This is a genomic window from Synechococcus sp. CS-1329, from assembly GCF_025128055.1.
Lineage (GTDB): Bacteria > Cyanobacteriota > Cyanobacteriia > PCC-6307 > Cyanobiaceae > Regnicoccus_A.
On sequence record NZ_JAHLYS010000042.1, the window covers coordinates 1 to 25831 of the forward strand.

A 25831-nucleotide genomic window follows, 5' to 3' on the forward strand; every position below is an offset into this window, starting at 1 on the left:
GACGCCCCAACCCCGACCGAAGACAGCCATCGATGACAACAACACCCCGGCCGTGCGGCCCCTGAACCTCAACTCGCAGTACAGTCCATCTCGGTGCTCAGCTCAGCACCCCGAGCGGACAACTTCCCTGATAGGTCCCGCCATCCCCCTCTCAAAAGCAAGGCGCCAGGGGGAATCCTTCAGCCTGTTCCAGCTCAGGCAGGCCAGCACCATCAGCAAGGTGGAGGGCAGCAGGACCGCCAGCTCGGCGGCATAGGCACTGAACAGCGCCCAGAGCGGGCCTTCGCGCCAGGCGGCCCCCATACCCAGCAGACCGACGATCATTGAACTGGGTCCCGGAGCCGCCTCCGCGAGCGCGTAGAGATCAGCGAACTGCGAGGGGGTGAGCCAGCAGTACTGATCGACGCTGATGTGGTGATATTCCGCCAACAGAGTGTTTCCACCCCCCAGGGAAAAAAGCGACAAAGAAAGAAAGGTGCCGATGACCTCTAGCAACTGGCCCCAATCTCCCTGGCGTAGCTGAGTACAGGCCTCCATCATTTCGAAGTCCCCCCCCTAGGTGAGACTGGCCGTGGCCAATACCAGGCCATAGCCACTGGCCCTGCCAACAGCACCAGGGGAATCAGACGCACCTGAAGCACGACCAGAGCCAAGAAGGTGGCAACCGCGAGGGCCAGGGCGACTGGGTCGCGCCAGTAACTGCCGAGAATCCTGAATCCCATCGAGAGGGCCATCCCGGCTGCCGCGGCCACCACTCCGGCCAAGACCCGATCCACCGCCGGGATCTGATGCACCTGGAAATAGATCAGACCCAGCGCCATCAGCAGACTGAATGGAGTGAGCAGAATGCCAGCCAGAGCAGCCATCGCCCCAGTCAATCCCTGGAAATGGGCGCCGATGTATACGGCCATATTGATCTGATTGGGTCCGGGAAAGAGTCGGGCCACCGTCAGGCCGGTGAGGAACTCCTCATCACTCATCCAGCGTCGCTGGTCGACCACGATGCGCTGGCTCCAGGCCGAGAGGCCCCCACCAAAGGAAGAGAGGGCCACCTGGGCCATGCCGATCAGCAACTGACGATGGTTGGGCGGCGGTGAGAGGTTGGTCACTCGTGAACGAAATGAGGGTCGGGGGGCAGTTCGCCGCTCTCGTGCTGAGAAGGATCCAGGGGATCAGGCGCACGATACTTACTCGCAAGATCCCAGTCGTGCTTGAAGGTTTCCTTGAGGCGTGACACCACCTGAGTGGCATCAGTTTCGATGCCCAGCTCCCGGCGCAGGTCAAAAGCACTGCGGTCGATGTTCATTGAACCGATCAGGGCGGAAACCCCATCCACAAGGATCAGCTTCGCGTGGAGCTTGAGATGCTTCTGCCGGCGTACCTTGACGCCGAAGCGGTCCATCAACCGCAGGGAAGCGAAGGTGTCGAAGATGTCCCAGTCGCTGATTCCGTGCTTGCCGCCACAGAGCACGCGCACCTTCACGCCCCGCTCGCGGGCTGAGATGATCCGCTCAAGAATAACGGCATCAACAAATTTGGGATGCTGGATCCAGAGTGTGCGCTCGGCAGAATCCACCAGTCGCGCCATCTGTCCACGGCTGTGATGGCTACTCCAGACCAGACCAACCTTCAGATTGGGCTCGAAGAAAGAACGTTGCCAGTCGGCTTCAAAGCCAGTGCGCACCTGTTCAACCACAGCAGCGGAGGTACTGACCACTGCATAGTCACGCGTCTGGGTGAAATACTTATCTGCAAAATTGAAAGTGGCGATCAGAACCGAATGATCATCAACCACCATCGACTTCTCATGGGTCACTGGGAAGGAGTCACTGGTCCACGACACATCCAGGCCTGCCGCTTGCAACCTGGCGAAAGTCTGATCATTCCAGCGGTCCCCACCTGAGGTGTGGGGATTGAGCATCACACGAACAACCACCCCCCGTACATGGGCCCGCATCAGCGCCTCCACCAGCGCCTCGGACTGCAGCTTGAACTGCTTGAGCAGCAACTGCTCACTGGCCTGATCGATCAAATTCACAACGGCTTCGAGGCCGTCGTCGGGCATCACCAGCAGGCGTTGCTGAAATCCGGGCTGATCCAGCGGGGGCGCACCGGGGATGGGGGGCATAATCAAAGGCATGTCTGGCAAACCCGTGACGAGCACACAGAGCCGAGCGATTCTGATCTGTTCCGGCAAGGGTGGTGTTGGCAAAACCACCCTCACGGCCAACCTGGGCATCGCCCTGGCCAAGCAGGGGGCACGCACGGCCGTGCTCGACGCCGACTTCGGCCTGCGCAACCTTGATCTGCTGCTGGGGCTTGAGAACCGGATCGTCTACACCGCCCAGGAGGTGCTCTCCGGCAGCTGCCGCCTCGAGCAGGCCCTGGTGAAACACAAGCAGGAGCCCAACCTCTCGCTGCTGCCGGCCGGCAATCCACGCATGCTCGAGTGGCTGACGCCCGAGGACATGAAAAAGATCGCGGGTCTGCTGACGGAGCAATTCGACTACGTGCTGATCGACTGCCCTGCAGGCATCGAGGACGGCTTCAAGAACGCGGCCGCCGCCTGCCGCGAAGCCCTGGTGGTGACCACCCCGGAGGTGTCGGCGGTGCGCGATGCCGACCGGGTGATCGGTCTGCTGCAGACCCGTGAGATTGAGCCGATTCAGCTGGTGCTCAACCGGGTGCGGCCGCGGATGATGGCCAACCAGGAGATGCTCTCCGTGAGCGATGTCACCGACATCCTGGCCCTGCCGTTGCTCGGTCTGGTGCTGGAAGACGAGCAGGTGATCGTCTCCACCAACCGGGGCGAGCCGCTCACCCTCAACGGCAGCCGTTCACCGGCAGCCCAGGCCTACACCAACGTGGCCCGTCGCCTGCGTGGTGAAGAGGTTCCCCTGATCGACCCCAGCAAAGAGGGCCAGGGCCTGCGCGCCAAGCTGGGGCGCCTGATGCACACCAAAATCTTCTGAGCCTCGATGACGTTGCGCGATTTCATCGACAGGCTGCTCGGTCGTCAACCGGCCAGTGCGGGCCTGGCCCGCGAGAGGCTGCAACTGGTGCTGGCCCACGACCGCAGCGACCTCAATCCGGAGCTGTTGGAGCAGATGCGCCGCGAAATTCTCGAGGTGGTCTCCCGTTATGTGGAGATCGATCTGGAGGAAGGGGACGTGAGCCTCGAAACCGAGGACCGCGTCACCGCTCTGGTGGCCAACCTGCCGATCAAGCGGGCCCGCCCCAAGCCGCCGGCCCCCGATAGCGATCCCTCCATGGCCGCGGTCTGAGCCAGTCGTCAAGCGCTCCAACCGGGTCCAGAAGCTGCCCAGCGGGGAATCCTCAAAGCTGAACAGCTGAAGAGTGAACCATGTCTCTGGAGGAGCATTCTCCAAGCCCTGCCGAGCAACGGGTGCTGGCTTGGCTGGTGCACGGCCTCAGCAACAAGGCCATCGCGGCCGAGCTGGTGCTGAGTCCCAGGACCGTGGAGAGTCACGTGTCGAGCCTGCTGGCGAAGGCGGGCTGCTGCAATCGATCTCAGCTGCTGCTCTGGGCGCGGGGCGAGCGATAAGCTCAGCGCCTTGCCGGCTTAGCTCAGTGGTAGAGCAGCGCTTTTGTAAAGCGAAGGCCATCGGTTCAAATCCGTTAGCCGGCTTGCCGCCATCGCCCCCATCCCCTTGCCCTCCCTCACCCCTGCGCTGTTGATCGAGGCCCTGGTGCTGATCACGGCGCTGGCTGGATTTCTGGGGCTGCTGTTGCGACGCAACCTCTTTCTCAAGGTGCTGGCGCTGGATGTGATGAGCACGGGGGTGATCGGATTCTTCGTGCTGCTGGCCGCCCGCAGTGGCGTGCGCACTCCCATCCTCGTCGCGAGCTCCAGCTCCGCTTCAACCCCGGTAGCCGCCTTTGCCGATCCCGTTCCCCAGGCTGTGATTCTCACGGCAATCGTGATCGGGTTTTCGATTCAGGCCCTTTTGCTGGTGGTGATCACCCACCTGGCCCAGCGGGAGCCCAGCCTGCAGATCGAGGCCCTTGAGGAGGCCGCCGAAGCATGAATGGCCTCATCATCGGCTGGTTACTGCTGCCCTTCCTGCTGGCCTTCAGCTCGGCACTGCAGCCGAAACTGGGCTGGTGGATGGCCTTGTTCTGTTGCGGCACCACGCTGGCGGCAGGCCTGGCCCTGAGCCTCGATCCCCAGCCGATCCTGATCCAGCTGGTGGGTCCCTCCGGCGTATCACTGCTGCTGGATGGATTCATCGCCCCCTTTCTGCTGCTCAATGCCCTGGTGAGTGCGGCGGTGCTGCTGGAGCGGGGCCGCAGCCACGACGACCCCAGCTTCTGCCTGTTGGTGATGGCCCTGCTGGGCTCGATCAACTCGGCCCTCGTCTGCCACGACCTGATCAGCCTCTATGTGGCCCTGGAGGTGGTGAGCCTCTGCGCCTTCCTGCTGATCGCCGACCGCCACAAATTCCGCTCCATGTGGATTGCCCTGCGCTACCTGATGGTGGGCAGCACGGCCCTGCTCTTCTTTCTGATCGGCTGTGCCCAGGTGCAGGCCAGCCATGGCTCCTTCTCTTTTGAGGGGGTCGCCCAAACCACGACCGGCGCCCTGGCCCTGCTGCTGGTGGGGCTGCTGACGAAGTCGGGGCTGTTCATCTCAGGGCTGTGGCTGCCGCGAACCCATGCCGAGGCCCCGGCTGAGGTGTCGGCGCTGCTCTCGGGGGTGGTGATCACCGCTGGAGCGGCTCCGCTGGTGAGGATCTCCCAGGCGACCCCGTCGCTGGCGACGGCCATGCTCTGGCTGGGGCTGGCCAGCGCCGGTTTCGCCGTGGTCTTCGCTCTGCTGGAGACCGACGTCAAGCGCCTGCTGGCCTGGAGCACGGTTTCGCAGATCGGCCTGGCGGTGATCTCCCCGGTGACAGCCGGCCTCTTCGCTCTGGGTCACGGCCTGGCCAAAGCCTGCCTGTTCCTGTTGACACGCCGCTGCCCCAGCCGTCAGCTCGCGAGTTGGCCCGAGATGCCCCTGCCCCGGTCGGTGGCTCTGCCGATGCGGCTGGCGGCCCTCTCGATCGCCGGCTGTCCCCTGCTGGTGGGATACCTGGCGAAGGAGCAGCTCCAACAGCAGCTGGGCCCCCTGCCGGTGCTGCTGGTAACGATCTTCTCGGTGGGCACGGCCGCGGTGTACATGCGGCTCTGGGCCAGTCCGATCCAACGGCTGGCGGCAGGACAGGTTCCTGCCGCCAGCCCGTTCCCCTGGGGGGTGGCGCTGTTGGTGGTCGCCCTGGTGCTGGGGAATGGTCTGCCGTTGCTGGGCAGCGACAGCACCCTCTGGTTGACCAGCTTCAAAACGGGCTCACTGCTGAAAGCCCTGGGGGTGTTGCTGGCCGGTTGGGCCCTGCACAGGCTGATGAGGCCCTTGAGACCGCAGATCAAGTTGCCGGACCTGGAGCGCTTCGACGACCTGATCGGCGGCATGGGCATCATGGGCACCGCTCTGGTGGTGATGCTCTCGTGGTGATGAACCGTCGCCTGAGTGCACGCCGTGTGGCCAGCTGGGGACTGACGACAGGGTTCCGCCTGGGGATCTGGCTGCTGCTCACCTCCAATGTGGGGCGCTTCAACATGGTCGTGGGCCTGATCCTGGCGATGGTCCTGCCCCGGGCTCGCTCAAGGCTGGCTAGCCCGGGTCTGCTGCTGCACTCCCTTTGGGCCGTCCTGCTCTCGATTCCTCAGGCCTACGCCGAAGCGGTGACGATGACCATCAGGCCCCACCGGCTGGAGCGGCTCACCAGCTTGAAAGGCTCCGGGAGCCAATCCGCGCTGGTGGTGTTTCTGGAGGTGTTCAGGATCACGCTGACGCCGCTCACGATCGCCCTGGGCCAGCGCGCCGATGGCAGCTACCTGGTGCATGAGCTGGTGGAGGAGCCGCCAACATGATGCTGCTGGTCTACGGGATGGTGCTGGCGCTGTTGATGCCGGTGCTGGTGGTGCTGCGCAACCCGGATCTCTGGCACCGGCTGGCGGCCTTCGCCAGCATTTCCACCAAGGTTTCGATCCTGCTGCTGGTGTTCGATGTGGCCCGCGGCGACCGGATGATCGGTGTCGTTGGCGTGATTGTGCTGAGCGTGGGCAATGCGGGGGTGATGCTGCTGGCCAACCTGCTGCGGGAGATGGAGCCATGACCATGCTCACCACCGTCGTGAGCGGACTGCTGCTGACCAGCGGCCTGATGTTCTGGCTGATCGGAACCTGGCCTCTGCTGGGCCGCTCCAGCTACCTGGCCAAGCTCCATGGCCTGTCGGTGGCCGACACCCTGGGTTCGGCGCTGATCGTGCTCGGCCTGTTGGTGCTGCAGCCAGCGGAGTGGCCCGTCCTGAGCCTGGCTCTCTTCTCCCTGGTGATCTGGAACACGCTGTTCGGCTACGTGCTCGGTTTTTGCTCCCGCCGTCGCACGGTTCCGATGATGGATGGTGCTGAGCCGTCGCCATGAGCATCCCCCTGGATCCGGGCGGGAACCTGGCCCAACTGCTGCCGATCGCGGCCCTGCTGCCCTTGACCGCCATCTTGATGGTGCTTCAGCGCAACCCGTACCAGACGTTGGTACTGCGCGGGATCATCGGCGCGATCGCCACCCTGCTCTATGCCCTGCTGGGGGCTGCCGATGTGGCCCTCACCGAAGCCCTGGTGGGCACCTTGCTCTCCACCACGCTCTACGCCATCGCCTTGCGCTCATCGATGGTGTTCCGTCTGGCTCTGCCGGAGGGGGTCTTGCTGGGCAGTGAGCGCCGAGCCCTGCTGGAGCCCTGGCTGCAGCAGGCCTTTCTTCGCCTCGAGGTGATCGACGTTCCTGGGGAGGGGCTGTTCCATGGCCAGCTGGGGGGTGATGGAGAGCTCCAGATCCGCTCAGGGCGACTGCTGGAGCAGCTGCTCAGCCTGGAGGGGGCCAGGGCCTGGCGGCTGGCCGGCGGCACGATTGCTCCCCTCAGGCCAGTGGCCTCTTCCGGAGCAGGAGTTTTGCCGTGAGGACCGTGCTCTATGTGCTGGCCGCCGCTCTGCTCTGCGCGCTACCCCTGCTGGATCAGGCGATCACCCTGCCGGCCGCCACATCGATCGTGGCGTCGATCGCCAGGGAGACGGCGGTGCCGAATGTGGTCTCCGGGATCATCCTCAACACCCGGCTCTACGACACGGTGGGAGAGGTGGTGGTGTTCAGCCTCGCGGCCCTGGGGGTGAAGAGGCTGCTGAGTGGTGAAGCGCCGGCCCGCTCGATTCTGGCCATGGAAGACGCCCCATCCCTGGTGCTCTGCCAACTCGGTGCCACCGTCTGCGCCCTGGTGGCCGTGGAGTTGGCCCTGCGCGGGCATCTCTCCCCAGGAGGGGGCTTTGGGGCGGGGGTCGCCGGTGGCACCGCCATCGGCCTGCTGGTGATCAGTGGCTCGGCCGAACGCACTGCAGCGTTTTACAAGCGTTACCGGGCAGGCACCTGGGAGAAGGTGGCCGTGATCATCTTCTTGATCCTGGCCCAGTTGAGCCTCTCCGGCCTGGCTCCGCCGGACGGAGACTTCGGCAGCCTGGCCAGCGGAGGCTGGATTCCCCTGCTCAACATTCTGGTGGCCATCAAGGTGACCCTGGGTTCCTGGGCCATCCTTCAGTTGTTTGTGCGCTATCGCGGCCTGCTGTAGGCCTGCTCCACGAGAGCGGCCGGGCTCAGGTCCGTCGCCCTGCCAGCAGAAAGCCCAGCAACGCCAGAGCGGCCCAACCCCAGCCGTGCAATCCCTCCTCGGGGGTCGCCCAGATCAACCAGGGCTCAATCAAGGTGTTGGAGAGAACAAGCATGGCCAAGACAGCCAGCACCAGCCAGAGCATGGCGGCCTCAGGGACGAAGGAGATCCTGATCCAGCATCACAGCACCGGAGCGCAGCAGCTGCCAGGTTCCGGCCGAGCGCCAAGCCAGCACCGTGCTGGCCTCTCCTGAAGCCGGGGGCCAGGGCTGGGGCGCCAGCCGTGGCAGATGGGGGAAGGCGGCGGCGGCGGCGGCGGCCGTGAGACAGGGAGTGTCCCCGGAACGGTTGGCACTGGTGGTGGCCAGGGGACCGGTGTGGCGGAGCAGCTCCCGGGCCCGCTCGCAGGCTGGAATGCGCAGACCAAGCCTGGCTTCGGCTGCCACCACTCCAGGCTGGAGGGCCGCCACCACCGCGCCCCGGGCCGGCAGCACCAGGGTGAGGGCACCAGGCCAATAACACTCAGCCAGCTCCAGCCAGCGGGGGAGCGGTGGCAACTCCAGTGCGGCAAACAACGCCTCTGGCTCGGCCCCCATCAGGATCAGTGGCTTGCTGCTCGGACGCGCCTTGAGCGCCCAGATCTGTTCGGCGGCGGCGGGCAGGGCCGCCAGGGCCGGCAGGGTGTCGGTGGGGAAGATCGCCGCACCACCGGCCAGGATCCACTCCGCCAGAGGTAGTGCAGCCAGGCCCTGAGCCCGGCCACCCGAGGCTGATGGCTGGGGGGGAGATGAATCCATCACGGCTGCTCGGCGCTGTCGGATTGAGGCCCCGCTGGCCCGGGCCTGTGGCTGGGTGCTGGCATGGCTCGCCTGGCCTGGGCAAAGCGCCAGCGCCCCTCAAGATCGCGGTGGGAGGTCACCTCCACCAGACCGCCGGAGAGGAGCAACTCAGTGACGGCCTCCGATTGGTCGTGGTGGTGCTCCAGCAGCAACCAGCCGCCAGGGGCCAGGGCCGACCGGGCTCCGGCGGCCAGCACCCTGATCGCATCGAGCCCGTCCGGCCCTCCATCGAGAGCCAGATGCGGCTCATGCTCCTTGACCACCGGTTCCAACGCCTCAAGCACCGCCGTGGGGATGTAGGGAGGATTGCTCACCACCAGATCCAGCGAACCCCAGTGGACGCGCAGGGGGTCCCACCACTGGCCCGGGTGCAGCGTGAGCCGATCCAGCAGGGCAGCCTGCTGGAAGTTGACCGCGGCCTGCTCGAGGGCCTGGAGCGAGCAATCAGTCACCAGGCCCCGGGCCTGGGGCAAGGAGTGTGCCAGCGCCAGAGCCAGACAACCGGATCCGGTGCCGAGGTCCGCCCAGGTCAGGGGTCTGTGAGCCGGGCTCGGCAGGACCTGGGCCAGGGCCACTGCCAGATCGGCCAGCACTTCCGTTTCCTGGCGGGGAATGAGGACAGCCGGAGAGACCGCCAGGGAAAACTCCCGCCAGGGGCACACCCCCACCAGGTACTGAAGCGGGGTATGGGACTCGAGATGCTGCCGCCAGAGAGCAGTGAGTTCCTCCAACCCGGCATGCAGGCGCACGGCCGCAGCGGGATCAAGCCAGACCCGTTGCAGCTGCGTCCAGCGCAGTCCGGCTCCGAGGTCGAGCAGCCAGTCGAGGTCGGCGGCTCGACCCCCTTCCCCCAGCCGCTGGCGGCGCCAGGTCAGCAGTGCAGTTCCTGTGATCAGCCCGCCTGGGGCCCGAGACCCTGGCGGCGAGGGAGGCGGCGGGAGCACAGCGCTGGGAAGGGGCTGGAGGGCTGACATGGCCCGAATTTAGGCTGAAGAGCCTGGGGCAGGGCGCCAGCGAAGGCCTGGCTCAGCGCGCACGCGGCCCGCCAACTCCAGGTGCAGCAACTGGGTGGCCAGCTCAGCCCCAGAGCGCCCCAGCACCTGGGCCAACTGCTCCAGCGAAGCCCCCTGGCCGAGGGCGGCCAGCAGGGCCTGATCAGGCGCAGCGGTGGGTGGAGCATCAAGGGGAGCGGCCGTGGAGGTGGCCTCACGGCCGAGCAGGGGCCCGGCACCCAGCTGAGCGATCAGATCAGAGGCCGCCAGCAGCGGACTCGCCCCCTGGGCCAGCAGGCGGTTGCTGCCCAGGGCTGAGCACTTGCCGGCATCGGCGGGAACCACCCAAAGCGGCAGCCCCTGCTCCCAGGCCAGGGCAGCGGAGTGGAGAGCCCCGCTCGACTCGGGGCACTCCACCACCACCACCGCCTGAGCCAGGGCCACCTGGAGGCGATTGCGGGCGGCGAAATGCCCCCGGCGCACAGGGGTACCTCTGGGGTGCTCGCTCACCAGCAGCCCATGGCGGGCCACAGCCGCCTGAAGCCCGTGGTGATGGCGTGGATAGACACGGTCAAGCGGAGTGCCGAGCACGCCGATGGGGCGCCCGCCCCAGTCCAGGCAACCGCGGTGCACGGCGGCGTCGATGCCCTCCGCCAGGCCACTGACCACGGGCCAGCCAGCCCCGGCCAGGGCGGCGCCGAGCGCTTCGGCCATGGCTCGCCCATGCGGGGAGGGGCGGCGGGTGCCGACCACCGCAATCGCCTGACGCCGCCTCAGGGGAGCCCAGAGGGATCCCCGCCCGGCCCAGTGCAGAGCCAGTGGCGGCCGCTGCAGCTGATTCAAGGAGGCGGGGCGGGCGGGATCCCCTGGCACGAGCACCCGCCGTGGTGCCTGGGCGGGCCAGCCACCCTCTCCCAGAGGATCCTGACCCCAGCTCTGACGGTGAACTTCGATGCTGGCGAGCACTCCTGGCCCGAATCCGTTCAGGCCAGCCAGCTCATCGGCTGTGGTGCCCCAGGCTGCCGCAAGCCCACCACAGGCCCGCTCCAGCTCGCCCAGGCGGCGCCAACCCAGGCCTGGACAACGGCTCCAGAGCAACCACCACTGCCGCCGCTCAGCCCAGCTCCGGCCGGCAGCCAGATCCGGCCCGGAACTGAGCGAGCCGGGGTGATTCCATGGGCCGGGAGAGGACCCACCACTGGAGCAGACACATGCGGCAGAGAGACCTCCAGATCTGGAGCTCCGCGAAAAAGACAGCGACAGCAGCTCGCCCATGGCCAAGCCATTCAGTACAGATGTACTAGCACGCTTTGCTCGGGCCGTCGAGCAGCCGCTGCAGCGCCCGCTCCAGCTCTGGGGGATAGCGGCGCACCAGCTGAAGGTTCGCTCCCTGACGGCGCACCAGCGCCAGCTCCACCCGGGCTTCCGCCGCCAGCCTTCCGCCACTGAGCATGAAGCGACTGATCCAGGGCAGCCGCAGCCCACGGCGGGGCTGGGCCTGACTGCGCAGCTCCACCAGCTCGCCGTGGCCCACGGCCTGGCGGTAGTCGATCCGGAGGGCCAGCACCGGCAGCTCCAGGCCCTGAGCCGAGAGCGCCGCATAGGGGAGCCCCGCCGCCGCCAGGGCCTCCACCCGAGCCTCCTCCAGCCAGCCGAGATAGGCGCCATGCCACATCACACCTCCGTGGTCGGTGTGCTGAGGCAGCACCCGCCGGCGCAGCAGCCAACCGGGGTGCGCGTTTTGCCACTCCATTACAGCCTCTCGCTCCACCGCTAAACCAACCAGATGCAGGCCATAGGCTGCCGAAAAGCCGCGACAGCCCCGTGTTCCGCAATCTGCTCATCGCCGATTCCGGCAAGGGCCACGTCGAGGAGATGGTGCGCATGCTGCGCGAACTCCCAGCGTTCCGCCAGACCAGGCTCAACCTGTTGCATGTGGTGCCAGAGCAAGCGGGCACTGACTTTCAGGAACACTGGCAGAAAGCCTCCGGCATCGTGGCCGATGCCATTCAGCGCCTTGGCCTGGACCCCACTCAGGTGAACGCCATCATTCGCCAGGGCGACATCAAGCAGACCGTGCTCAAGGTGGCCGACGAACTCGATGCCGACCTGATCCTGATGGGCTCGAGGGGGTTGGGACGGTTGCAGTCAATTCTGGCCAACAGCTCCAGCCAATATGTCTTCCAGCTCTCGACAAGGCCGATGCTGCTGGTGCGCGACGACCTCTACGTGCGCCATGTGAACCGGATGATGGTGACCCTCGACGGCACCGGAGTCGGCGATGACGCCCTCAGGATCGCCTGTGAGCTGGTGCGGGAGATTCCCGGAGGCACCCTTACGGGTGTGCACATCTCGCGCCAGGACATCCAGCCCAGCCGTGGCGGCAAGAGTCCTGCCGACCTGGTGATCGAGAAAGCGGTGCAGCGGGCCCGCTCCCTCGGCGTCGAGCTCAAGGGTGTCCATGGCACCGGCGATGTGGGACGCGGGGTTTGCGCCATGGCCGAAGAGATGAAGGCCGATCTGGTGGTGATCGCCTCCCAGGACCGCAGACCGCTGGTGGCCAAGAGCCTGGTGGATATCGACCGGCTCTTGGGCAGCTCCGTGAGCGACTACATCCGCGTGCACGCTCCTGCACCGGTGCTGCTGGTGCGGGAGCCCGAATCAAAGCGCTGATCAGCCCCGACAACTCAGCCGAGGCTGAATGTGGAAGGCCCACACGGACAAACCCCCTGAGGCCGTGAATGACGGCTTCAGGGGGTTTGGTCTGTGCAGGTCACAGGGAGACCCATGGGTGCCACAGGGCTCCCCGAAGTCTGCCCATGGATCCAGCTCCGCTTAACCCTGCTCGCGGCTGCTGGTCTGAATGTAGAGAACGATCAGGAAGACAGCCGGCACCAGCACAAACATGAGGCTGGCCACAAAACCCAGATCGTTGGTTTCCATGGGAGCTCTAGGACGGGTTGAAGGTTGCGTGGGGCGACCGTATCACCCACCGCTGGGGCCTTCCTCCACCGCTTCATCGGCCGTAGCGCTTGATTCCTGGCCGGTGGGCCCGGTCTCCGACGGCGGCTCCGTGGTGGGCCAGGCCGTGGGGCCCGCCGCCAGGGGCTCGGCCCGGGCGGCGGCCAGCAGAGCCTCGCGATCAGCAAGACCCGCCTGGGGCCGGGTGAGCACGATCAAGGAGCGCTGCACCAGGGCCTGGCAGGCGAGGCGCCAGCCCTCGGGCCGACGGCGCAGCTTGCGGTCCTCCACAGCGGTTCGCGGGCTGAGGGCGCCCGGTGAGGCCTCAGCCACCACATCAACGAAACAGGTGATGCACTGACCGCAGCCGCCGCAATTGCCGAGCTGCCCCTTGAGCCCGTAGAGCTCCAGTCCCTCCCGCAGAGCCACCTCCCGCAGATTCTCGCCTGGGTAGCACTCCACATCACGGCCTTCACGGATGAAGCGGATCACAGGCATCAGGATCAGGCGCGGAAGCACCCATTCTGCCCCCTTCAAGTTGAGTTTTGTAAACAGCTCCCAGGGCAAAGCACCGCAGAGCGGGTCACGGCTCGTTTCAGCTCCCCGCCCTCGCTCCCGTAGGCCAGGAGAACCCCTTACGATCCCCACTACGGAACGATCAGTTTGATCGTCCACTGTCTGTGCTGGCGTCATGTCGCCACAGGCAGCTGTTTGTTACTCCGGACCTGACCCCCATGGGATTGCCCTGGTATCGGGTGCACACGGTCGTGATCAACGACCCGGGCCGCTTGCTGGCCGTGCACCTCATGCACACCGCCTTGGTCGCCGGCTGGGCCGGCTCCATGGCGCTCTATGAGCTCGCCATTTTTGATCCATCCGACTCGGTGCTCAACCCGATGTGGCGCCAGGGCATGTTCGTCATGCCATTCATGGCCCGCCTGGGTGTAACCGGCAGCTGGAGCGGCTGGAGCATCACCGGAGAAACGGGAGTCGACCCTGGCTTCTGGAGCTTCGAGGGTGTAGCCGCTGCGCACATTGTTTTCAGCGGTCTGTTGTTCCTGGCCGCCATCTGGCACTGGACCTACTGGGATCTGGAGATCTGGCAGGACCCCCGCACCGGTGAACCGGCGCTGGATCTGCCCAAGATTTTCGGCATCCACCTCCTGCTCGCCGGCCTTGGCTGCTTCGGTTTCGGCGCCTTCCACCTCACCGGAGTCTTCGGACCGGGGATGTGGGTCTCCGACCCTTACGGCCTCACAGGACACCTCGAGAAGGTGCAGCCCTCCTGGGGACCTGAAGGATTCAACCCCTTCAACCCCGGCGGGATCGTGGCCCACCACATCGCCGCCGGCATCGTGGGCATCATCGCCGGCATTTTCCACATCACCACCCGCCCACCCGAGCGCCTCTACAAGGCCTTGAGGATGGGGAACATCGAGACAGTGCTGGCCAGCGCCATCGCCGCAGTGTTCTTCGCGGCCTTCATCGTGGCTGGAACCATGTGGTACGGCTCAGCCGCCACACCGGTGGAACTGTTCGGCCCCACCCGCTACCAGTGGGACCAGGGCTACTTCCGTACTGAAATCAATCGTCGGGTCCAGACAGCCCTGGAGAACGGCTCCAGCGCCGAAGAGGCCTACGGTGCCATCCCCGAGAAGCTGGCCTTCTTCGACTACGTCGGTAACAGCCCGGCCAAGGGTGGCTTGTTCCGCGTTGGTCCGATGGTCAACGGCGACGGCCTGCCCACCAGCTGGCTGGGCCACATCAGCTTCACCGACAAGGAGGGTCGCGACCTTCAGGTCCGCCGCCTGCCCAACTTCTTTGAGAACTTCCCTGTGGTTCTTGAAGACGACCAGGGCATCGTCAGGGCTGACATTCCCTTCCGCCGCGCCGAAGCCCGCTACTCCTTCGAGCAGACCGGAGTGACGGCCACCATCTACGGCGGCGCCCTCAACGGTCAGATCTACACCGACCCTGCAGCGGTGAAGAAGCTGGCCCGCAAGGCCCAGCTGGGTGAAGCGTTCGAATTCGATCGCGAGACCTACAAATCCGACGGCACCTTCCGCAGCTCGCCCCGCGGCTGGTTCACCTTCGGTCACGCCACCTTCGCCCTGCTCTTCTTCTTCGGGCACATCTGGCACGGCGCTCGCACCCTGTATCGGGATGTGTTCGCCGGCATCGACCCCGACCTTGGCGAGCAGGTGGAATTCGGCCTGTTCCAGAAGCTGGGAGACCGCACCACCCGCCGTCTTCCCGAGGGTTACGTCCCACCGGCTGGCTCCAAGCTCAGCTGATCGCCCCCACTCAGGAGATTCTCGATGGAGAGCTTCGCTTACATCCTCATTCTCACGCTGGCGATCGCCACCCTGTTCTTCGCGATCGCCTTCCGCGATCCCCCGAAGATCGGCAAGTGAGATCCAGGGTTCTCTAAGACCCTGAGAACCCCCCAAGCCCCCGCTCCAACGGGGGCTTTTTCATGCCAGGAGCCATTCCCAAGCAGCGGAGCGCAGCGATTGAGCACTCCTCACTTCTCAATCGGAGCTCAACTGACTACACTTTCAATAATCAAACCGCACAGGTCGCCTAGGGATGCAATGTCCCTCCTGCCAACACACCGATAGCCGGGTGCTGGAATCCCGTTCCGCGGATTCTGGTCGCAGTGTGCGGCGGCGGCGTGAATGCCTCCACTGCGACTTTCGCTTCACCACCTACGAACGGGTGGAAACCGTGCCGATCACGGTGATCAAGCGCACCGGTAGCCGTGAGATCTTCAGTCGCAGCAAGCTGCTGCACGGTCTGGTGCGGGCCTGCGAAAAAACCGGCCTGGAGCCGGCGCGGCTGGAATCCGTGGTCGACGACATCGAGCTGCAACTGCAGCAGCAGCGCCATGGTCGCGAGGTGAGCAGCGCCGAGATCGGTGAGCTGGTGCTGCAGCAGCTCAGCGAGGTGAGCGAAGTGGCCTACGTGCGCTTCGCCTCGGTCTACAGGCAGTTTCAGGGCATCAGCGACTTCGTCGCCACCCTTGAGGGCCTCAGCTGTCGGCCGTCTCGCCAGCACCCCGATGGCGCCTTGGCCTCCGTGAGCTGAGCCCCCGGGTAGGCGAATTTGTATGATCGTGGATCGCATGCGCTTGTCGGCGGGCAGGCACGCGTTCCCCTTCATTCTGCTTCGGGCAGACCGCCACCCTTCCATGACCGTGACCCCTTCCGAGATCAGCAGCACCGAGGCCGAACTGGACCCGGTGGGCGAAGCCCCCACCGATCTGGACCCGACCAGCGAGACCTCGGCTGATCTGAACCTCGACATCCCGGAAGAGGTCCCCACAGCCGACGATCCCAGCAGCCGCGCCGCCAGCCGCGACACCGACGGTGCCGGCTTCACGCTGGATGAGTTCGCTGCCCTGCTCAGCAAGTACGACTACAACTTCAAGCCCGGCGACGTGGTGAACGGCACCGTGTTCGCCATGGAGCCCAAGGGCGCCATGATCGACATCGGCGCCAAGACCGCTGCCTTCATGCCCCTGCAGGAGGTGTCGATCAACCGGGTCGAGAACCTCTCCGACGTGCTGGAGCCCGGTGAGATCCGTGAGTTCTTCATCCTCAGCGAGGAGAACGAGGATGGCCAGCTCACCCTCTCGATCCGCCGGATCGAATACCAGCGGGCCTGGGAGCGGGTGCGCCAGCTCCAGAAGGAAGACGCCACCATCTACAGCGAAGTGTTCGCCACCAACCGCGGTGGCGCCCTGGTGCGGGTGGAAGGCCTGCGCGGCTTCATCCCCGGCAGCCACATCAGCACCCGCAAGCCCAAGGAAGATCTCGTTGCCGATTTCCTCCCCCTCAAGTTCCTGGAGGTGGACGAGGAGCGCAACCGCCTGGTGCTCAGCCATCGTCGCGCCCTGGTGGAGCGCAAGATGAACCGCCTCGAGGTGGGCGAAGTGGTGCTCGGAACCGTCCGCGGCATCAAGCCCTACGGCGCCTTCATCGATATCGGTGGGGTCAGCGGCCTGCTGCACATCTCCGAGATCAGCCACGAGCACATCGAGACCCCCCACACGGTGCTCAACGTGAATGATCAGATGAAGGTGATGATCATCGACCTCGACGCCGAGCGTGGTCGGATCTCCCTCTCCACCAAGGCCCTCGAGCCGGAACCCGGTGACATGCTCACCGATCCCCAGAAAGTGTTCGACAAGGCCGAGGAGATGGCGGCCCGCTACAAGCAGATGCTGCTGGAGCAGGCCGAAGAGAACGAACCGATGGGCGTCACTCTCGACTGAGCGCCATAACCTGGGCTCCCTGCACCGATCCGATGGTTGAACTGCTTCTGCGTGGTCAGACCCTCGGATCGGTTGAAGCTGTCCTCTTCGACAAGGACGGCACCCTCAGCCTCAGTGAACCGGGCCTGCTGGCCCTCAGCCGCGCCCGGCTCCAGGCCTGCCTGGAGCACGTGCCCGAAGCCAGCCGTCCCCAGTTTCAGAACCTGCTGGAGCGGGCCTACGGCCTAGAGGTCGATCGGCTCCACCCGGCTGGCACCACCGCCGTGGCCAGCCGCCAGCACAACCTCATCTCCACCGCCACCGCGTTCTGTCAGGTGGGTCTGGGATGGCCGGATGCCCTGGCCCACAGCGAAGCCGTGTTCGCGGCCACCGATCCGACCACAGATCCGGGCACAGATCGTGAGCCCATCGATGGCCAGGGGCCGCGTCCGGGCGAGGCGTCCCTGGCACCGCTCACCGAAGGGGTGAAGCCTCTGCTGCAGGAGCTGCACCGCTCAGGCGTGCTGCTGGCTGTGATCAGCAACGACGACAGCGAAGGAATCCATCGCTTCCTGGCTGGCCACGGGCTCTCCGGGCTGTTCCGGGAGATCTGGAGCGCCGAGATGGACCCGCCCAAGCCCGATCCAGCGGCCGTACACGGGCTCTGCTCCAGGCTTGGGGTCAGCCCTTCGGCCTGTGCCCTGATCGGGGATGCCAGCAGTGATCTGCGCATGGCGGAAGGGGCGGGAGTGGCCCTGGCCCTGGGCTACAGCGCCGGCTGGAGCAGCCGACCGCCGCTGCCGGAGCACCTACCCTGCCTCGATCACTGGCAGGAGCTGAGAGTCGGGCGATAAGCTCAGTCACCCTGATGACCGTGCAAGCCGGGATGAGCCGCTACGTCTTCACCTCTGAATCGGTCACCGAGGGCCATCCCGACAAAATCTGCGATCAGATCAGCGATGCCGTTCTCGATGCTCTACTGAGCGCCGACCCCGCCAGCCGGGTCGCCTGCGAAACCGTCGTGAACACCGGCCTCTGCCTGGTGACGGGCGAAGTCAGCACCACGGCTCGGGTCGACATCACCAGCCTGGTGCGGTCCGTGATCGAAACCATCGGCTACAGCGGTGCCAAAGCCGGTGGCTTCGACGCCAACAGCTGTGCCGTGCTCACCGCCCTTGACCAGCAATCGCCCGACATCGCCCAGGGCGTGAACGAAGCCGACGACCACGATGGCGACCCGCTCGACCTGGTGGGAGCCGGCGATCAGGGAATCATGTTCGGCTTCGCCTGCGACGAAACCCCGGAGCTGATGCCCCTGCCCATCAGCCTGGCCCACCGCCTGGCCCGCCGGCTGGCCCAGGTGCGGCACGACAACACCCTTCCCTACCTGCTCCCCGATGGGAAGACCCAGGTGAGCGTGGTCTACGAAAACGATCGACCGGTGGCAATCGACACCCTGCTGATCTCCACCCAGCACCTGGCGGAGATCGATGGCATCAGTGATGAGGAAGGCCTGCGCCAGCGCATCGCCGATGACCTCTGGACCCATGTGGTGATTCCGGCCACCGCCGATCTGCCACTGCAACCGGAGCGCGGGGCCGTGCGTTTTCTGGTCAATCCCACCGGCAAATTCGTGGTGGGCGGCCCCCAGGGTGATGCGGGCCTGACGGGCCGCAAGATCATCGTCGACACCTACGGAGGAACAGCGCGTCACGGCGGCGGTGCCTTCTCCGGCAAGGATCCCACCAAGGTGGACCGTTCAGCGGCCTACGCCGCCCGCCACGTGGCCAAGAGCCTGGTGGCCGCTGGTCTGGCTCGGCGCGTGGAAGTGCAGCTCAGCTACGCGATCGGTGTGGCCAAGCCGGTAAGCATCCTGGTGCAGAGCTCCGGCACCGGCAGGATCAGCGACGACGACCTCACCGCCCTGGTGCAGGAGCACTTCGACCTGCGCCCCGGCGCGATCATCGAAACCTTCGGCCTGCGCGAGCTCCCGCGCCAGCGGGGCGGGCGTTTCTACCAGGATGTGGCCGCCTACGGCCACTTCGGCCGGCCCGACCTCAACCTCCCCTGGGAAGATGTCAGCGAGGCGGCTGCACGGCTGCAGCAGGCCACCGCCGATCGGGTGCCCGTGGGCCAGCCCGCCGCCTGATCACCGTGACCAGCCGCCGTGGCGGCAACGAGATCGGCCCTCTGGCGGCGGGGGTCGATCTCGGCAGCAGTGGCATCCGCCTGGCGGTGATCGATGCCCAGGGTCAGGTGCTCAGCGAGCAGGCCACGGCTTATCCCAGCAGCTTCAACAATCCAAGCAGCTGGCGGCAGGGCATGGTGGCGCTGACGCGGGCTCTGCCCGCCCAGCTCAGCCAGAGGTTGGGCGCCATCAGTGTCGATGGCACATCCGGCACGCTGCTGGCCTGCCACTCAGGCGGCACACCCCTGGGTCCTGCACTGGCCTACAGCCTCGCCTGCCCCGAGCAGGCGGGAGCCCTCGCGGCGCTAGTGCCCCGGGGCTGCGCCGCCGCCAGTGTCAGCAGCAGCCTGGCCAGGGCCCTGCGCCTGCTGGCCTCGCCCACGGGGAGGGAGGCGGAAGCCGGGACGGACCCTGATCTGCTTCTGCGCCACCAGGCCGACTGGCTGATGGGCTGGCTGCTGGGTGACTGGCGCTGGGGCGAAGAAGGCAACAACCTCCGTCTGGGCTGGGATCTCAGACGTCAGTGCTGGGCCGGAGAGCTGGAGCGGCAAGCGTGGGCAGCGGCGCTGCCCGAGGTGGTCGAAAGCGGCACGGTGCTGGGACCGCTGGCTCCAGGCTGCGCCGCTGAACTGGGGCTGCCGGGCTCCTGCCTGGTGGTGGCCGGCAGCACCGATGCCAACGCCGCTGTGCTGGCGGCTGATCCGGCCCCTGGCGACGGAATCACTGTGCTGGGCACCACCCTGGTGCTGAAACAGTTCGTGGCGGAGCCGATCGAGGGCCCGGGACTGAGCTGCCATCGGCTGGGGGGGCGCTGGCTGGTGGGTGGGGCCTCCAACGCCGGTGGTGGCGTGCTGCGTCAGTTCTTCACTGAGGCCGAGCTGGAGCAGCTCAGCCGTCAGATCGATCCCTCCAGGCCCAGCGGGCTGCACTACCGGCCCTTGCCGGCGAAGGGGGAGCGCTTCCCCCTCGACGACCCCGATCTGCTGCCGATCCTGGAGCCCCGGCCCGTGAGTGATGCGCTGTTCCTGCAGGGCCTGCTGGAAGGACTGGCCCGGATCGAGGCCCAGGGGTGGACGCGCCTGGCTCAATTGGGGGCTCCGCCACTGCAGCGGGTGATCAGCCTCGGGGGCGGGGCCCGCAATCCCCAGTGGCGTCAGTTGCGCCAGCAGGCGATCGCGAGGCCGGTGCTCAATCGTCCGGGGCTCTCAGCGGCCCAGGGGATGGCACGGCTGGCCCAAAGGGCCCTGAAGGCGTCTGCTCCAACGCCGAAGATGGAGGAGCCTGACCCTGAGTCCAAGAGTCCATGAATGAACGCCTGCGGACCGTGATCTCGATGGCCCTGTTCGCGGTTCTGGCCGGCTACGTCGGCTTCAGTGCCATCAGGCTGGGGCTGCTGCTCTGGCAGCGATTCGTGCTGGCCTGAGCCCCGTCTCCGCCACAATCAGTTGCAAACCCTGCCCAGCACCCATGGCCAGCGATCCCCTCAACGAAGCCGTCAGCGATCGAATCTGCCGCCACATGAACAAGGACCACGGTGAGGCAGTGCTGGCCTACGCGCGCCACTACGGCGGCGCTCAGCAGGCCAACGCTGCCCGCATGCTGCGGGTCAGCCCCGAGGCCATGGAGCTCGAAGTGGATGGCGCCAACCTCTCGGTGCCCTTCGATCATGTTCTCAGTGACAGCGAGGACGCCCACCGCACCCTGGTGGCCATGCTCAAGGGTCTGCCCGAGGCCTGAGCTGGGAACACTGAGCGGCAACGCCGCACATGTTCCGGGAGCTCACCGCCATGATCCAGGCCCTGTGGAGGGGATGCCTCCAGCTGATCACCCAGGCCACCTGTCCGCTCTGCGGCCACCCAGATGAACCTGAGCGCGAGGCGGAGCCAGGGCGGCCGCAGCCTTGCCAGGCCTGCTGCCAATCGCTGGGCCTCGAGATCCAGTCTGGATTGAGCGGGGTGCTGAGCGGCACCGAACCCATGCCCTGGTGGGCCCTGGGCCCGTACCAGGGGGCGTTGCGCAGCCTGCTGCTGCGCCAGCGGCGTGATCCCAGCAGAGAGGCGATTCCCTGCCTGGCCAGACGCCTGGCCGCGACGCTGCCCGTCTCTCTGCAGGGGCTGAGCGTCGTGGCGATTCCCAGCTGGAAGCGGCGGGCCAACCCCCTGCCCCTGTTGATCTGCCAGGGATTGGGCCTGCCCAGAGTGGCTCCCCTGGAGCGCAGCCGGGCCACGCTGGGCCAGCACCACCTCAACCGCCGGCTGCGGGCGCTCAACCAGGAGGGAGCCTTCCGGATCGCCCCTGACGGGCTCTCCCGTGGCCGGCGATCCCGTCAGGGCCTGTTGCTGGTGGATGACATCCTCACCACAGGGGCCACAGCCATGGCCGCCGCTGCCGCCCTCAAGCAAGCCGGATACCCGGTGATGGGGCTCCTCTGCCTGGCCCGGACGCCTGCTCCAGGCCGTGATCTAGGATCCAGCGGTGCTGCCAAGCGGCCGGCCGGGATAGCTCAGTTGGTAGAGCAGGCGACTGAAAATCGCCGTGTCCCCAGTTCAAATCTGGGTCCTGGCATTCTGTTGTGATGATCCTTGACCATGTGTGATGGTCTTAGACCAAGGATCAGTTCCATCCGGAGGCCGGATGGTCCTTGAAGCTGCGTTGAACCAACGAGATGCGAACCCCTCCTGAGCGCCCCCCCAACCAGCAGTTCAGCAATGCCGACAGCTACGGGATGGCCTTCGATGAGGCCTGGGGGCGGATCGGCAGCCTTGATCCCGCCGATTCAGGCGCCCGTGAAGCCGCCCTCGTGGGGGTGATCAGTGCTTTGAGCGATCACCCTTTTGCCCTGAAGGAACCCGAACTGGTGCGCCAGGTGGCTGAATTCCGCCTGCGCCTGCTCAAGGCCTGAGTTCACGGCGGAAGGGCGGCCCCATAGGATTCACGCCATGACCAGCTCCCTGACGCGCCTGGTCCGGATGCTGAGCTCCGGGTTCAGCAACCAGGACCAGGCTTTCGAGAACCCTCCCCTCTACGCCCACATTCTGGTGAGCTTCCGGCCGCTGCCGCACCTGGATCCGGGCTCCCTGCTGCTGGAGCAGTGGTACGCCTTTGCGCCCGGCCAGCCCTACCGCATCCGTGTGCTGCGGGCCGAGAGCGCGCCGGACGGAAGCCTGCGCATCCACAACCATGCCCTCCACGAGGAGAGGCGATTCTGGGGGGCGGTGCAGGATCCCGAGCGCATGGCCCAGATCCAGAAGCAAGACCTGCGCCTGCTGGAGGGTTGCACTTATGTGGTTCGCGAACAAGGCGAGGGCTTCGTCGGCGAGGTGGAGCCCGGATGCCGCTGCCTGGTGGAACGCAAGGGCGCGACGGCCTACCTGGTGAGCAGCTTCGAAATCGACGCCACCTCCATGCGCACGATCGATCGAGGCCACGATCCCACCAGCCATGAACAGCTCTGGGGATCGCTGGCGGGATCGTTCGAATTCCAGCGCACCGACGACTTCAGCCCTGAGATTCCAGCCACCTGGCTGGAGAGCTGGGCAGGCAGCTCAGCATCAGCAGCTCCCTGATCAGGCCCGAAGTCGCAGCAGTACGCAACAAAAAACAATGAAGCTAGTCAAATAAATTGGGGCGGCACGGTAAAGCTCTGTAAGGTCTTTTGTCACTAGGGGTTTGTGCTCAGCAGGGGTGCCTAAGTTCATCGCCCCTGCCCTTGGCACTTCATGGCCCTGCCCCTGCTCGAGCTCAATCCCATTGCCCTCAATGCCCGCGTCACCAGCCTGGCGGTAGGCAGCGAAGAAGAGCCACGGCGCACTCCGGAAGGCGTGCTTCGCAGCCCCCAGGCTGTGGATGAACTGATCGAGAGGGCCTACCGCCAGATCTTTTTCCACGCCTTCAAAACCGACAGGGAGCCAGGTCTTGAATCCAGGCTGCGGCGCGGTCAAATCAGCACGAAGCAGTTCATCCGCGGGCTGCTCCTTTCAGAGAAATTTCGCAGGGATTTTTACCGTTGCAACAGCAACTACGCTGTTGTGGAGCAAGTGGTTGGCCGTGTTCTCGGCCGCCCCGTGCATGGGGAGCGTGAGCGTATCGCTTTCTCAATTCTGATTGCATCCGAGGGAATGCAGAGCTTCGTCGACGCTCTGCTCGAGTCCCCGGAATACCTCGACACCTTCGGGGAAGATGAAGTGCCCTACCAGCGCTCGCGCGTGCTCCCCGGCCGCAGCCTTGGTGAGAAACCCTTCAACCAGCAGGCACCACGCTATTCCTCCTACTGGCGCGACATCAGTGCCTCCCGGGCGCCCGCCGGTTCGTTCAGCTCTGGCACGCAACTGGAGCGGGGGCTGCGCTCCCCTGCCTGGATCGATGGGCAGCCGCCGAAGCTGGTTCAGACCCTCTGGCTGGGGCTGGCCGCCATCGGCGGAGTGGCCGTACTCGGCCTCGTGATCGCCACCGCAGCCGCCATGCTCAGCACAGGTTCCGCTGGCTGAGGGCCTGAATCAGGCCCTCAGCTCATCCATGAAAGGCTGCTCCCCCTCCTCTGGGAAAAGGGTTTCACCTCCGAACTCCGGTTCGGGGGCAGAGGCTGGGGGAGGAGTTGCTGAATCCAGAACCCGCAGGGGCCTCACCCCTGAGATCTGGCCGTGAGCCGGCTGATCGAGCAGTGCTTCGAGCCGGCTCAGACGATCATCGGTCTGCTCCAGCAGGTCGAGAACTGCAGCTGCATCGGCCCCATCCCGGCCAGCGCGATCCAGCAGCCTGCTCTGTTGATCTTCCAGGTGGAGCAGCCGCCTCTCCATCTCCAGCAGGCGCAGGGTGAGCGTTTCGGTGAGCTCGCCAAGGGCCCTGAGCTGAACGCCCATGCGCAGGGGCCAGGCTTCAGAGTCAACTGCCGATGTCATGGGTCATTCAGCGACCGCGATGGGCGGATGGTATCGGCCTGAGCAACGGGCGCCAGAGGGCGCCTTTGTAACGATTCTGAAAAGCCCCGGTGAGAGCGTAACGGCCCCCATAGGATCCGGCTGCAGACAGCATCGTCGGGGACGTTGTGGCCTGTGTCCAGCACATCCTTGACAGCACCGCCTCGTCAGCCCCGACCCCTTACGTCCTCCCTTCCTTCCCGGCCTGCACGCCCATGACACTCGTCAACGCTGCCTACCTGGGCATCGATCGCTTCGCAAACACTCGCAACAAGGACAACTGGTCGAACGCCACCGAAGCCGACATCGCCGCACTGATTCGCTCGGTCTACCAGCAGGTGCTTGGTTACCAGTACGTGATGAAGAGCGAGCGGCTCGAGGGTCCTGAGTCGCTGTTCCGCCGGGGCTACCTGAGTGTGCGGGAATTCGTGCGCCAAGTGGCCAAGAGCAACCTCTACCGGCAGCGGTTCTTTGAGAACAGCAACCCTTACCGCTTCATCGAACTGAACCACAAGCATCTGCTGGGTCGGGCGCCCCAGAACAAAGCTGAGATGCTGCACCATTTCACAATTCTGCAGAACGAAGGTTTCGACGCTGAGATCGACTCCTACCTCGACAGTGCCGAATATCAGGATCGCTTCGGTGAAGAGCAAGTGCCCTACCTGCACGGCTGGAACTATTCCGTCGGCCAGCAGGGGCTCCAGTTCTCCTACATGTTGCAACTCTCCCGCGGCGCGGCAGCATCCATCAAGGGTGACAGCGCCAAGAATCAGTCACGGCTGAATCCCTCTGTGCACAAGGGAGCCGCTATTCCCGTGGTCAGCCCCAATGCCAAGGGCTCCGCATTCCGCTCGGTCGAGGCCGATGGCGTCACCCGCATGGGAGTGGGCGCCGGCGAACAGGGCCGCACCTACCGGGTCGAAATCTCCGGTTTCAACAACTACCGCCTGCACAAGCGCAGCAATCGGGTGCGCTTCATCCCTTTCAACAAGCTGCTCGACTACCAGCGGCAGATCCAGCGCGAAGGCGGCCGCATCGCCAGCGTCAGCCCGGTCAACTGATTCCCTCCCCATCCTCGTCGTTTCCCATTCGCCATGAAGGTCTCTGCAGGCACCCGCGGCAGCAGCTTCAGCAGCAACCGCCAAGTCACGATCCAGGTCACAGGCCTGGCCAACAACGACTATGTGCGCAGCTCCGACTGCACCATGCAGGTGCCCTACACCCGCATGAACGAAACCATGCGTCTCGTTCATCGCCTCGGGGGCACCATCACCGGCGTGAGTGTCAGCGGCTCAGGCGACAGCTCCGCATCCTGACGGCGATTCTTCGGGTCTGATCCTGGCCATGGCTCCTTCAAGGGCTCCAGATCAGACCTGTCCACTCATTGCCTCAGCCCAGCCTCCCTCCCCAGGGGGGCTTTTTCATGCCGCCGCAAACCATGGGCTGGCCGAAGTGACGTGGTGGGATTGACCAGGGCAGCGTCGCGCGGCCCATCGGGTCGACGCGCCTTCCTTCTGGATTTTACTGTTCAGCCAGCTACAAAACGGCTGGAACAGAGTCCATGGACTGGCCTTGGGCTCCAGTCGAGCTGTGAAAAAGCTTGCGCGGGAGCAGCAGTGCCGCCTGGATGACCATTTGTGAATGATCGAACGTGGCTGCGGGCCTAGGGCTAAAAATACACAGGTCAAGTCGAGCCACATCTGGCCATCGGTCGGTCCAGCCGACCAGCCGGTTCATCCGGTGCATGCCAGCTGTCCTCGCACTCGGCACGCGAGTTCGCCTTAGGCGCACTCACTGTTGATCACCCAACTCCCGACCCCCACCCGTCGAGAACAGGAGCTTTTTTTACATGTTCGACGCCTTCACCAAGGTCGTTGCTCAGGCTGATGCCCGCGGCGAATTCCTCAGCTCTGCCCAGATCGACGCCCTGGCGTCGGTTGTCGCAGACAGCAACAAGCGGATGGA

35 protein-coding genes, 2 tRNA genes and 1 pseudogene are annotated in these 25831 nt (G+C 65.6%); 27 read left to right on the forward strand and 11 right to left on the reverse strand.

The annotated features are described in order from the left end of the window. Window positions 1-102: 102 nt before the first annotated feature. From KQ304_RS10985 to KQ304_RS10995, 3 genes are read right to left on the reverse strand one after another with little or no spacing between them, the layout of a single operon-like run. Entirely contained in the window at window positions 103-540 is a 438-nt protein-coding gene (locus tag KQ304_RS10985) for a chromate transporter (RefSeq protein ID WP_311133903.1), read from the reverse strand. Further along, the gene (locus tag KQ304_RS10990) at window positions 537-1109 is read right to left on the reverse strand and encodes a chromate transporter (RefSeq protein WP_259737128.1); all 573 of its coding nucleotides are present in this window, start codon (window positions 1107-1109) and stop codon (window positions 537-539) included. Before KQ304_RS10990 ends, KQ304_RS10985 begins: the two co-directional genes overlap by 4 nt. After that, window positions 1106-2128, reverse strand: coding sequence for a phosphatidylserine/phosphatidylglycerophosphate/cardiolipin synthase family protein (locus KQ304_RS10995; RefSeq protein ID WP_259737129.1), 1023 nt, complete (start codon window positions 2126-2128; stop codon window positions 1106-1108). Before KQ304_RS10995 ends, KQ304_RS10990 begins: the two co-directional genes overlap by 4 nt. 10 nt (window positions 2129-2138) lie before the next feature. Between KQ304_RS10995 and minD the strand changes: the two genes are divergently transcribed. The 11 genes from minD (at window position 2139) to KQ304_RS11050 (ending at window position 7676) form a co-directional block, all read left to right on the forward strand. After that, window positions 2139-2972, forward strand: coding sequence for a septum site-determining protein MinD (minD, locus tag KQ304_RS11000; RefSeq protein WP_259737130.1), 834 nt, complete (start codon window positions 2139-2141; stop codon window positions 2970-2972). Window positions 2973-2978: 6 nt separating this feature from the next. Then, complete coding sequence (gene minE, locus KQ304_RS11005) at window positions 2979-3284, forward strand: cell division topological specificity factor MinE (protein WP_259737131.1); 306 nt, start codon at window positions 2979-2981, stop codon at window positions 3282-3284. 80 nt (window positions 3285-3364) lie between these two features. Next, on the forward strand, window positions 3365-3565 hold the full coding sequence (locus KQ304_RS11010; RefSeq protein ID WP_259737132.1) for a response regulator transcription factor: 201 nt from the start codon (window positions 3365-3367) through the stop codon (window positions 3563-3565). 12 nt (window positions 3566-3577) lie between these two features. Beyond that, a tRNA-Thr gene (locus KQ304_RS11015) sits at window positions 3578-3649 on the forward strand. Between the two features lie 22 nt (window positions 3650-3671). Next, a complete protein-coding gene (locus tag KQ304_RS11020) occupies window positions 3672-4049 on the forward strand; it encodes a cation:proton antiporter subunit C (RefSeq protein WP_259737133.1) in 378 nt (125 codons plus the stop codon). Next, window positions 4046-5512, forward strand: a complete 1467-nt coding sequence (locus KQ304_RS11025) for a proton-conducting transporter membrane subunit (protein WP_259737134.1) — start codon at window positions 4046-4048, stop codon at window positions 5510-5512. Before KQ304_RS11020 ends, KQ304_RS11025 begins: the two co-directional genes overlap by 4 nt. Then, on the forward strand, window positions 5512-5931 hold the full coding sequence (locus KQ304_RS11030) for a Na+/H+ antiporter subunit E (protein WP_259737135.1): 420 nt from the start codon (window positions 5512-5514) through the stop codon (window positions 5929-5931). Before KQ304_RS11025 ends, KQ304_RS11030 begins: the two co-directional genes overlap by 1 nt. After that, a complete protein-coding gene (locus tag KQ304_RS11035; protein WP_259737136.1) occupies window positions 5928-6176 on the forward strand; it encodes a hypothetical protein in 249 nt (82 codons plus the stop codon). The genes KQ304_RS11030 and KQ304_RS11035 overlap by 4 nt, the downstream gene beginning before the upstream one ends. After that, the gene (locus KQ304_RS11040) at window positions 6173-6484 is read left to right on the forward strand and encodes a monovalent cation/H(+) antiporter subunit G (RefSeq protein ID WP_259737137.1); all 312 of its coding nucleotides are present in this window, start codon (window positions 6173-6175) and stop codon (window positions 6482-6484) included. Before KQ304_RS11035 ends, KQ304_RS11040 begins: the two co-directional genes overlap by 4 nt. Further along, window positions 6481-7017 carry a hydrogenase subunit MbhD domain-containing protein gene (locus tag KQ304_RS11045; RefSeq protein ID WP_259737138.1) on the forward strand — a complete coding sequence of 179 codons (537 nt, stop codon included), beginning with the start codon at window positions 6481-6483 and terminating at the stop codon, window positions 7015-7017. The genes KQ304_RS11040 and KQ304_RS11045 overlap by 4 nt, the downstream gene beginning before the upstream one ends. Further along, complete coding sequence (locus KQ304_RS11050; RefSeq protein ID WP_259737139.1) at window positions 7014-7676, forward strand: Na(+)/H(+) antiporter subunit B; 663 nt, start codon at window positions 7014-7016, stop codon at window positions 7674-7676. The genes KQ304_RS11045 and KQ304_RS11050 overlap by 4 nt, the downstream gene beginning before the upstream one ends. Window positions 7677-7701: 25 nt before the next feature. On the opposite strand, the gene KQ304_RS11055 is transcribed toward KQ304_RS11050, so the two are convergent. From KQ304_RS11055 to KQ304_RS11075, 5 genes are all read right to left on the reverse strand, one after another. Next, entirely contained in the window at window positions 7702-7836 is a 135-nt protein-coding gene (locus KQ304_RS11055; RefSeq protein ID WP_259737140.1) for an MYXO-CTERM sorting domain-containing protein, read from the reverse strand. Between the two features lie 31 nt (window positions 7837-7867). Further along, on the reverse strand, window positions 7868-8512 hold the full coding sequence (locus KQ304_RS11060) for a Sua5/YciO/YrdC/YwlC family protein (protein ID WP_259737141.1): 645 nt from the start codon (window positions 8510-8512) through the stop codon (window positions 7868-7870). Beyond that, complete coding sequence (prmC, locus tag KQ304_RS11065; RefSeq protein ID WP_259737142.1) at window positions 8512-9528, reverse strand: peptide chain release factor N(5)-glutamine methyltransferase; 1017 nt, start codon at window positions 9526-9528, stop codon at window positions 8512-8514. The genes KQ304_RS11060 and prmC overlap by 1 nt, the downstream gene beginning before the upstream one ends. A gap of 9 nt (window positions 9529-9537) precedes the next feature. Next, window positions 9538-10644, reverse strand: coding sequence for a DNA-processing protein DprA (locus KQ304_RS11070; protein WP_311133904.1), 1107 nt, complete (start codon window positions 10642-10644; stop codon window positions 9538-9540). Between the two features lie 202 nt (window positions 10645-10846). Then, complete coding sequence (locus tag KQ304_RS11075; RefSeq protein WP_259737143.1) at window positions 10847-11299, reverse strand: acyl-CoA thioesterase; 453 nt, start codon at window positions 11297-11299, stop codon at window positions 10847-10849. A gap of 71 nt (window positions 11300-11370) precedes the next feature. On the opposite strand from KQ304_RS11075, the gene KQ304_RS11080 reads away from it, so the two are divergent. Further along, a complete protein-coding gene (locus KQ304_RS11080; protein ID WP_259737144.1) occupies window positions 11371-12219 on the forward strand; it encodes a universal stress protein in 849 nt (282 codons plus the stop codon). Window positions 12220-12381: 162 nt separating this feature from the next. Here the strand turns inward: KQ304_RS11080 and psbM are convergent, their stop codons facing one another. Continuing rightward, entirely contained in the window at window positions 12382-12489 is a 108-nt protein-coding gene (gene psbM / locus KQ304_RS11085) for a photosystem II reaction center protein PsbM (protein WP_006173432.1), read from the reverse strand. Window positions 12490-12531: 42 nt separating this feature from the next. Further along, the gene (locus tag KQ304_RS11090) at window positions 12532-13005 is read right to left on the reverse strand and encodes a (2Fe-2S)-binding protein (RefSeq protein WP_259737158.1); all 474 of its coding nucleotides are present in this window, start codon (window positions 13003-13005) and stop codon (window positions 12532-12534) included. 236 nt (window positions 13006-13241) lie between these two features. On the opposite strand from KQ304_RS11090, the gene psbB reads away from it, so the two are divergent. The 12 genes from psbB to KQ304_RS11150 all read left to right on the forward strand — a co-directional run bounded on the left by psbB (window position 13242) and on the right by KQ304_RS11150 (window position 23437). Next, window positions 13242-14801, forward strand: a complete 1560-nt coding sequence (gene psbB / locus KQ304_RS11095; protein WP_259737145.1) for a photosystem II chlorophyll-binding protein CP47 — start codon at window positions 13242-13244, stop codon at window positions 14799-14801. 24 nt (window positions 14802-14825) lie between these two features. Further along, window positions 14826-14921 carry a photosystem II reaction center protein T gene (locus KQ304_RS11100; RefSeq protein ID WP_006042122.1) on the forward strand — a complete coding sequence of 32 codons (96 nt, stop codon included), beginning with the start codon at window positions 14826-14828 and terminating at the stop codon, window positions 14919-14921. 175 nt (window positions 14922-15096) lie between these two features. Further along, on the forward strand, window positions 15097-15594 hold the full coding sequence (gene nrdR / locus KQ304_RS11105) for a transcriptional regulator NrdR (protein WP_259737146.1): 498 nt from the start codon (window positions 15097-15099) through the stop codon (window positions 15592-15594). Window positions 15595-15697: 103 nt separating this feature from the next. Next, the gene (locus tag KQ304_RS11110) at window positions 15698-16783 is read left to right on the forward strand and encodes a 30S ribosomal protein S1 (protein WP_259737147.1); all 1086 of its coding nucleotides are present in this window, start codon (window positions 15698-15700) and stop codon (window positions 16781-16783) included. Between the two features lie 32 nt (window positions 16784-16815). After that, window positions 16816-17616 carry an HAD family hydrolase gene (locus KQ304_RS11115; protein ID WP_259737148.1) on the forward strand — a complete coding sequence of 267 codons (801 nt, stop codon included), beginning with the start codon at window positions 16816-16818 and terminating at the stop codon, window positions 17614-17616. Between the two features lie 32 nt (window positions 17617-17648). Beyond that, window positions 17649-18911 carry a methionine adenosyltransferase gene (gene metK, locus KQ304_RS11120; RefSeq protein ID WP_259737159.1) on the forward strand — a complete coding sequence of 421 codons (1263 nt, stop codon included), beginning with the start codon at window positions 17649-17651 and terminating at the stop codon, window positions 18909-18911. A 5-nt stretch (window positions 18912-18916) separates the two neighbouring features. After that, on the forward strand, window positions 18917-20257 hold the full coding sequence (locus KQ304_RS11125) for an FGGY-family carbohydrate kinase (RefSeq protein ID WP_259737149.1): 1341 nt from the start codon (window positions 18917-18919) through the stop codon (window positions 20255-20257). A gap of 160 nt (window positions 20258-20417) precedes the next feature. After that, window positions 20418-20687: a DUF2470 domain-containing protein gene (locus KQ304_RS11130; RefSeq protein ID WP_259737150.1), complete on the forward strand. Its 270-nt coding sequence runs from the start codon at window positions 20418-20420 to the stop codon at window positions 20685-20687. A gap of 755 nt (window positions 20688-21442) precedes the next feature. Beyond that, window positions 21443-21515, forward strand: a tRNA-Phe gene (locus KQ304_RS11135). A gap of 100 nt (window positions 21516-21615) precedes the next feature. After that, window positions 21616-21852 carry a hypothetical protein gene (locus KQ304_RS11140; protein WP_259737151.1) on the forward strand — a complete coding sequence of 79 codons (237 nt, stop codon included), beginning with the start codon at window positions 21616-21618 and terminating at the stop codon, window positions 21850-21852. 37 nt (window positions 21853-21889) lie between these two features. Beyond that, window positions 21890-22516 (forward strand): chromophore lyase CpcT/CpeT, encoded by a 627-nt coding sequence (locus KQ304_RS11145; RefSeq protein ID WP_259737152.1) that lies wholly within the window; start codon window positions 21890-21892, stop codon window positions 22514-22516. A gap of 153 nt (window positions 22517-22669) precedes the next feature. Then, the gene (locus KQ304_RS11150; RefSeq protein WP_259737153.1) at window positions 22670-23437 is read left to right on the forward strand and encodes a phycobilisome rod-core linker polypeptide; all 768 of its coding nucleotides are present in this window, start codon (window positions 22670-22672) and stop codon (window positions 23435-23437) included. Window positions 23438-23446: 9 nt separating this feature from the next. On the opposite strand, the gene KQ304_RS11155 is transcribed toward KQ304_RS11150, so the two are convergent. Beyond that, on the reverse strand, window positions 23447-23848 hold the full coding sequence (locus KQ304_RS11155) for a hypothetical protein (RefSeq protein WP_259737154.1): 402 nt from the start codon (window positions 23846-23848) through the stop codon (window positions 23447-23449). A gap of 233 nt (window positions 23849-24081) precedes the next feature. Between KQ304_RS11155 and KQ304_RS11160 the strand changes: the two genes are divergently transcribed. From KQ304_RS11160 to KQ304_RS11170, 3 genes and pseudogenes are all read left to right on the forward strand, one after another. Beyond that, complete coding sequence (locus tag KQ304_RS11160; protein ID WP_259737155.1) at window positions 24082-24927, forward strand: phycobilisome linker polypeptide; 846 nt, start codon at window positions 24082-24084, stop codon at window positions 24925-24927. Between the two features lie 33 nt (window positions 24928-24960). Beyond that, window positions 24961-25182, forward strand: coding sequence for a phycobilisome linker polypeptide (locus KQ304_RS11165; protein ID WP_259737156.1), 222 nt, complete (start codon window positions 24961-24963; stop codon window positions 25180-25182). Between the two features lie 533 nt (window positions 25183-25715). After that, window positions 25716-25831, forward strand: a pseudogene (locus tag KQ304_RS11170) (phycocyanin subunit beta); the annotation flags it as partial.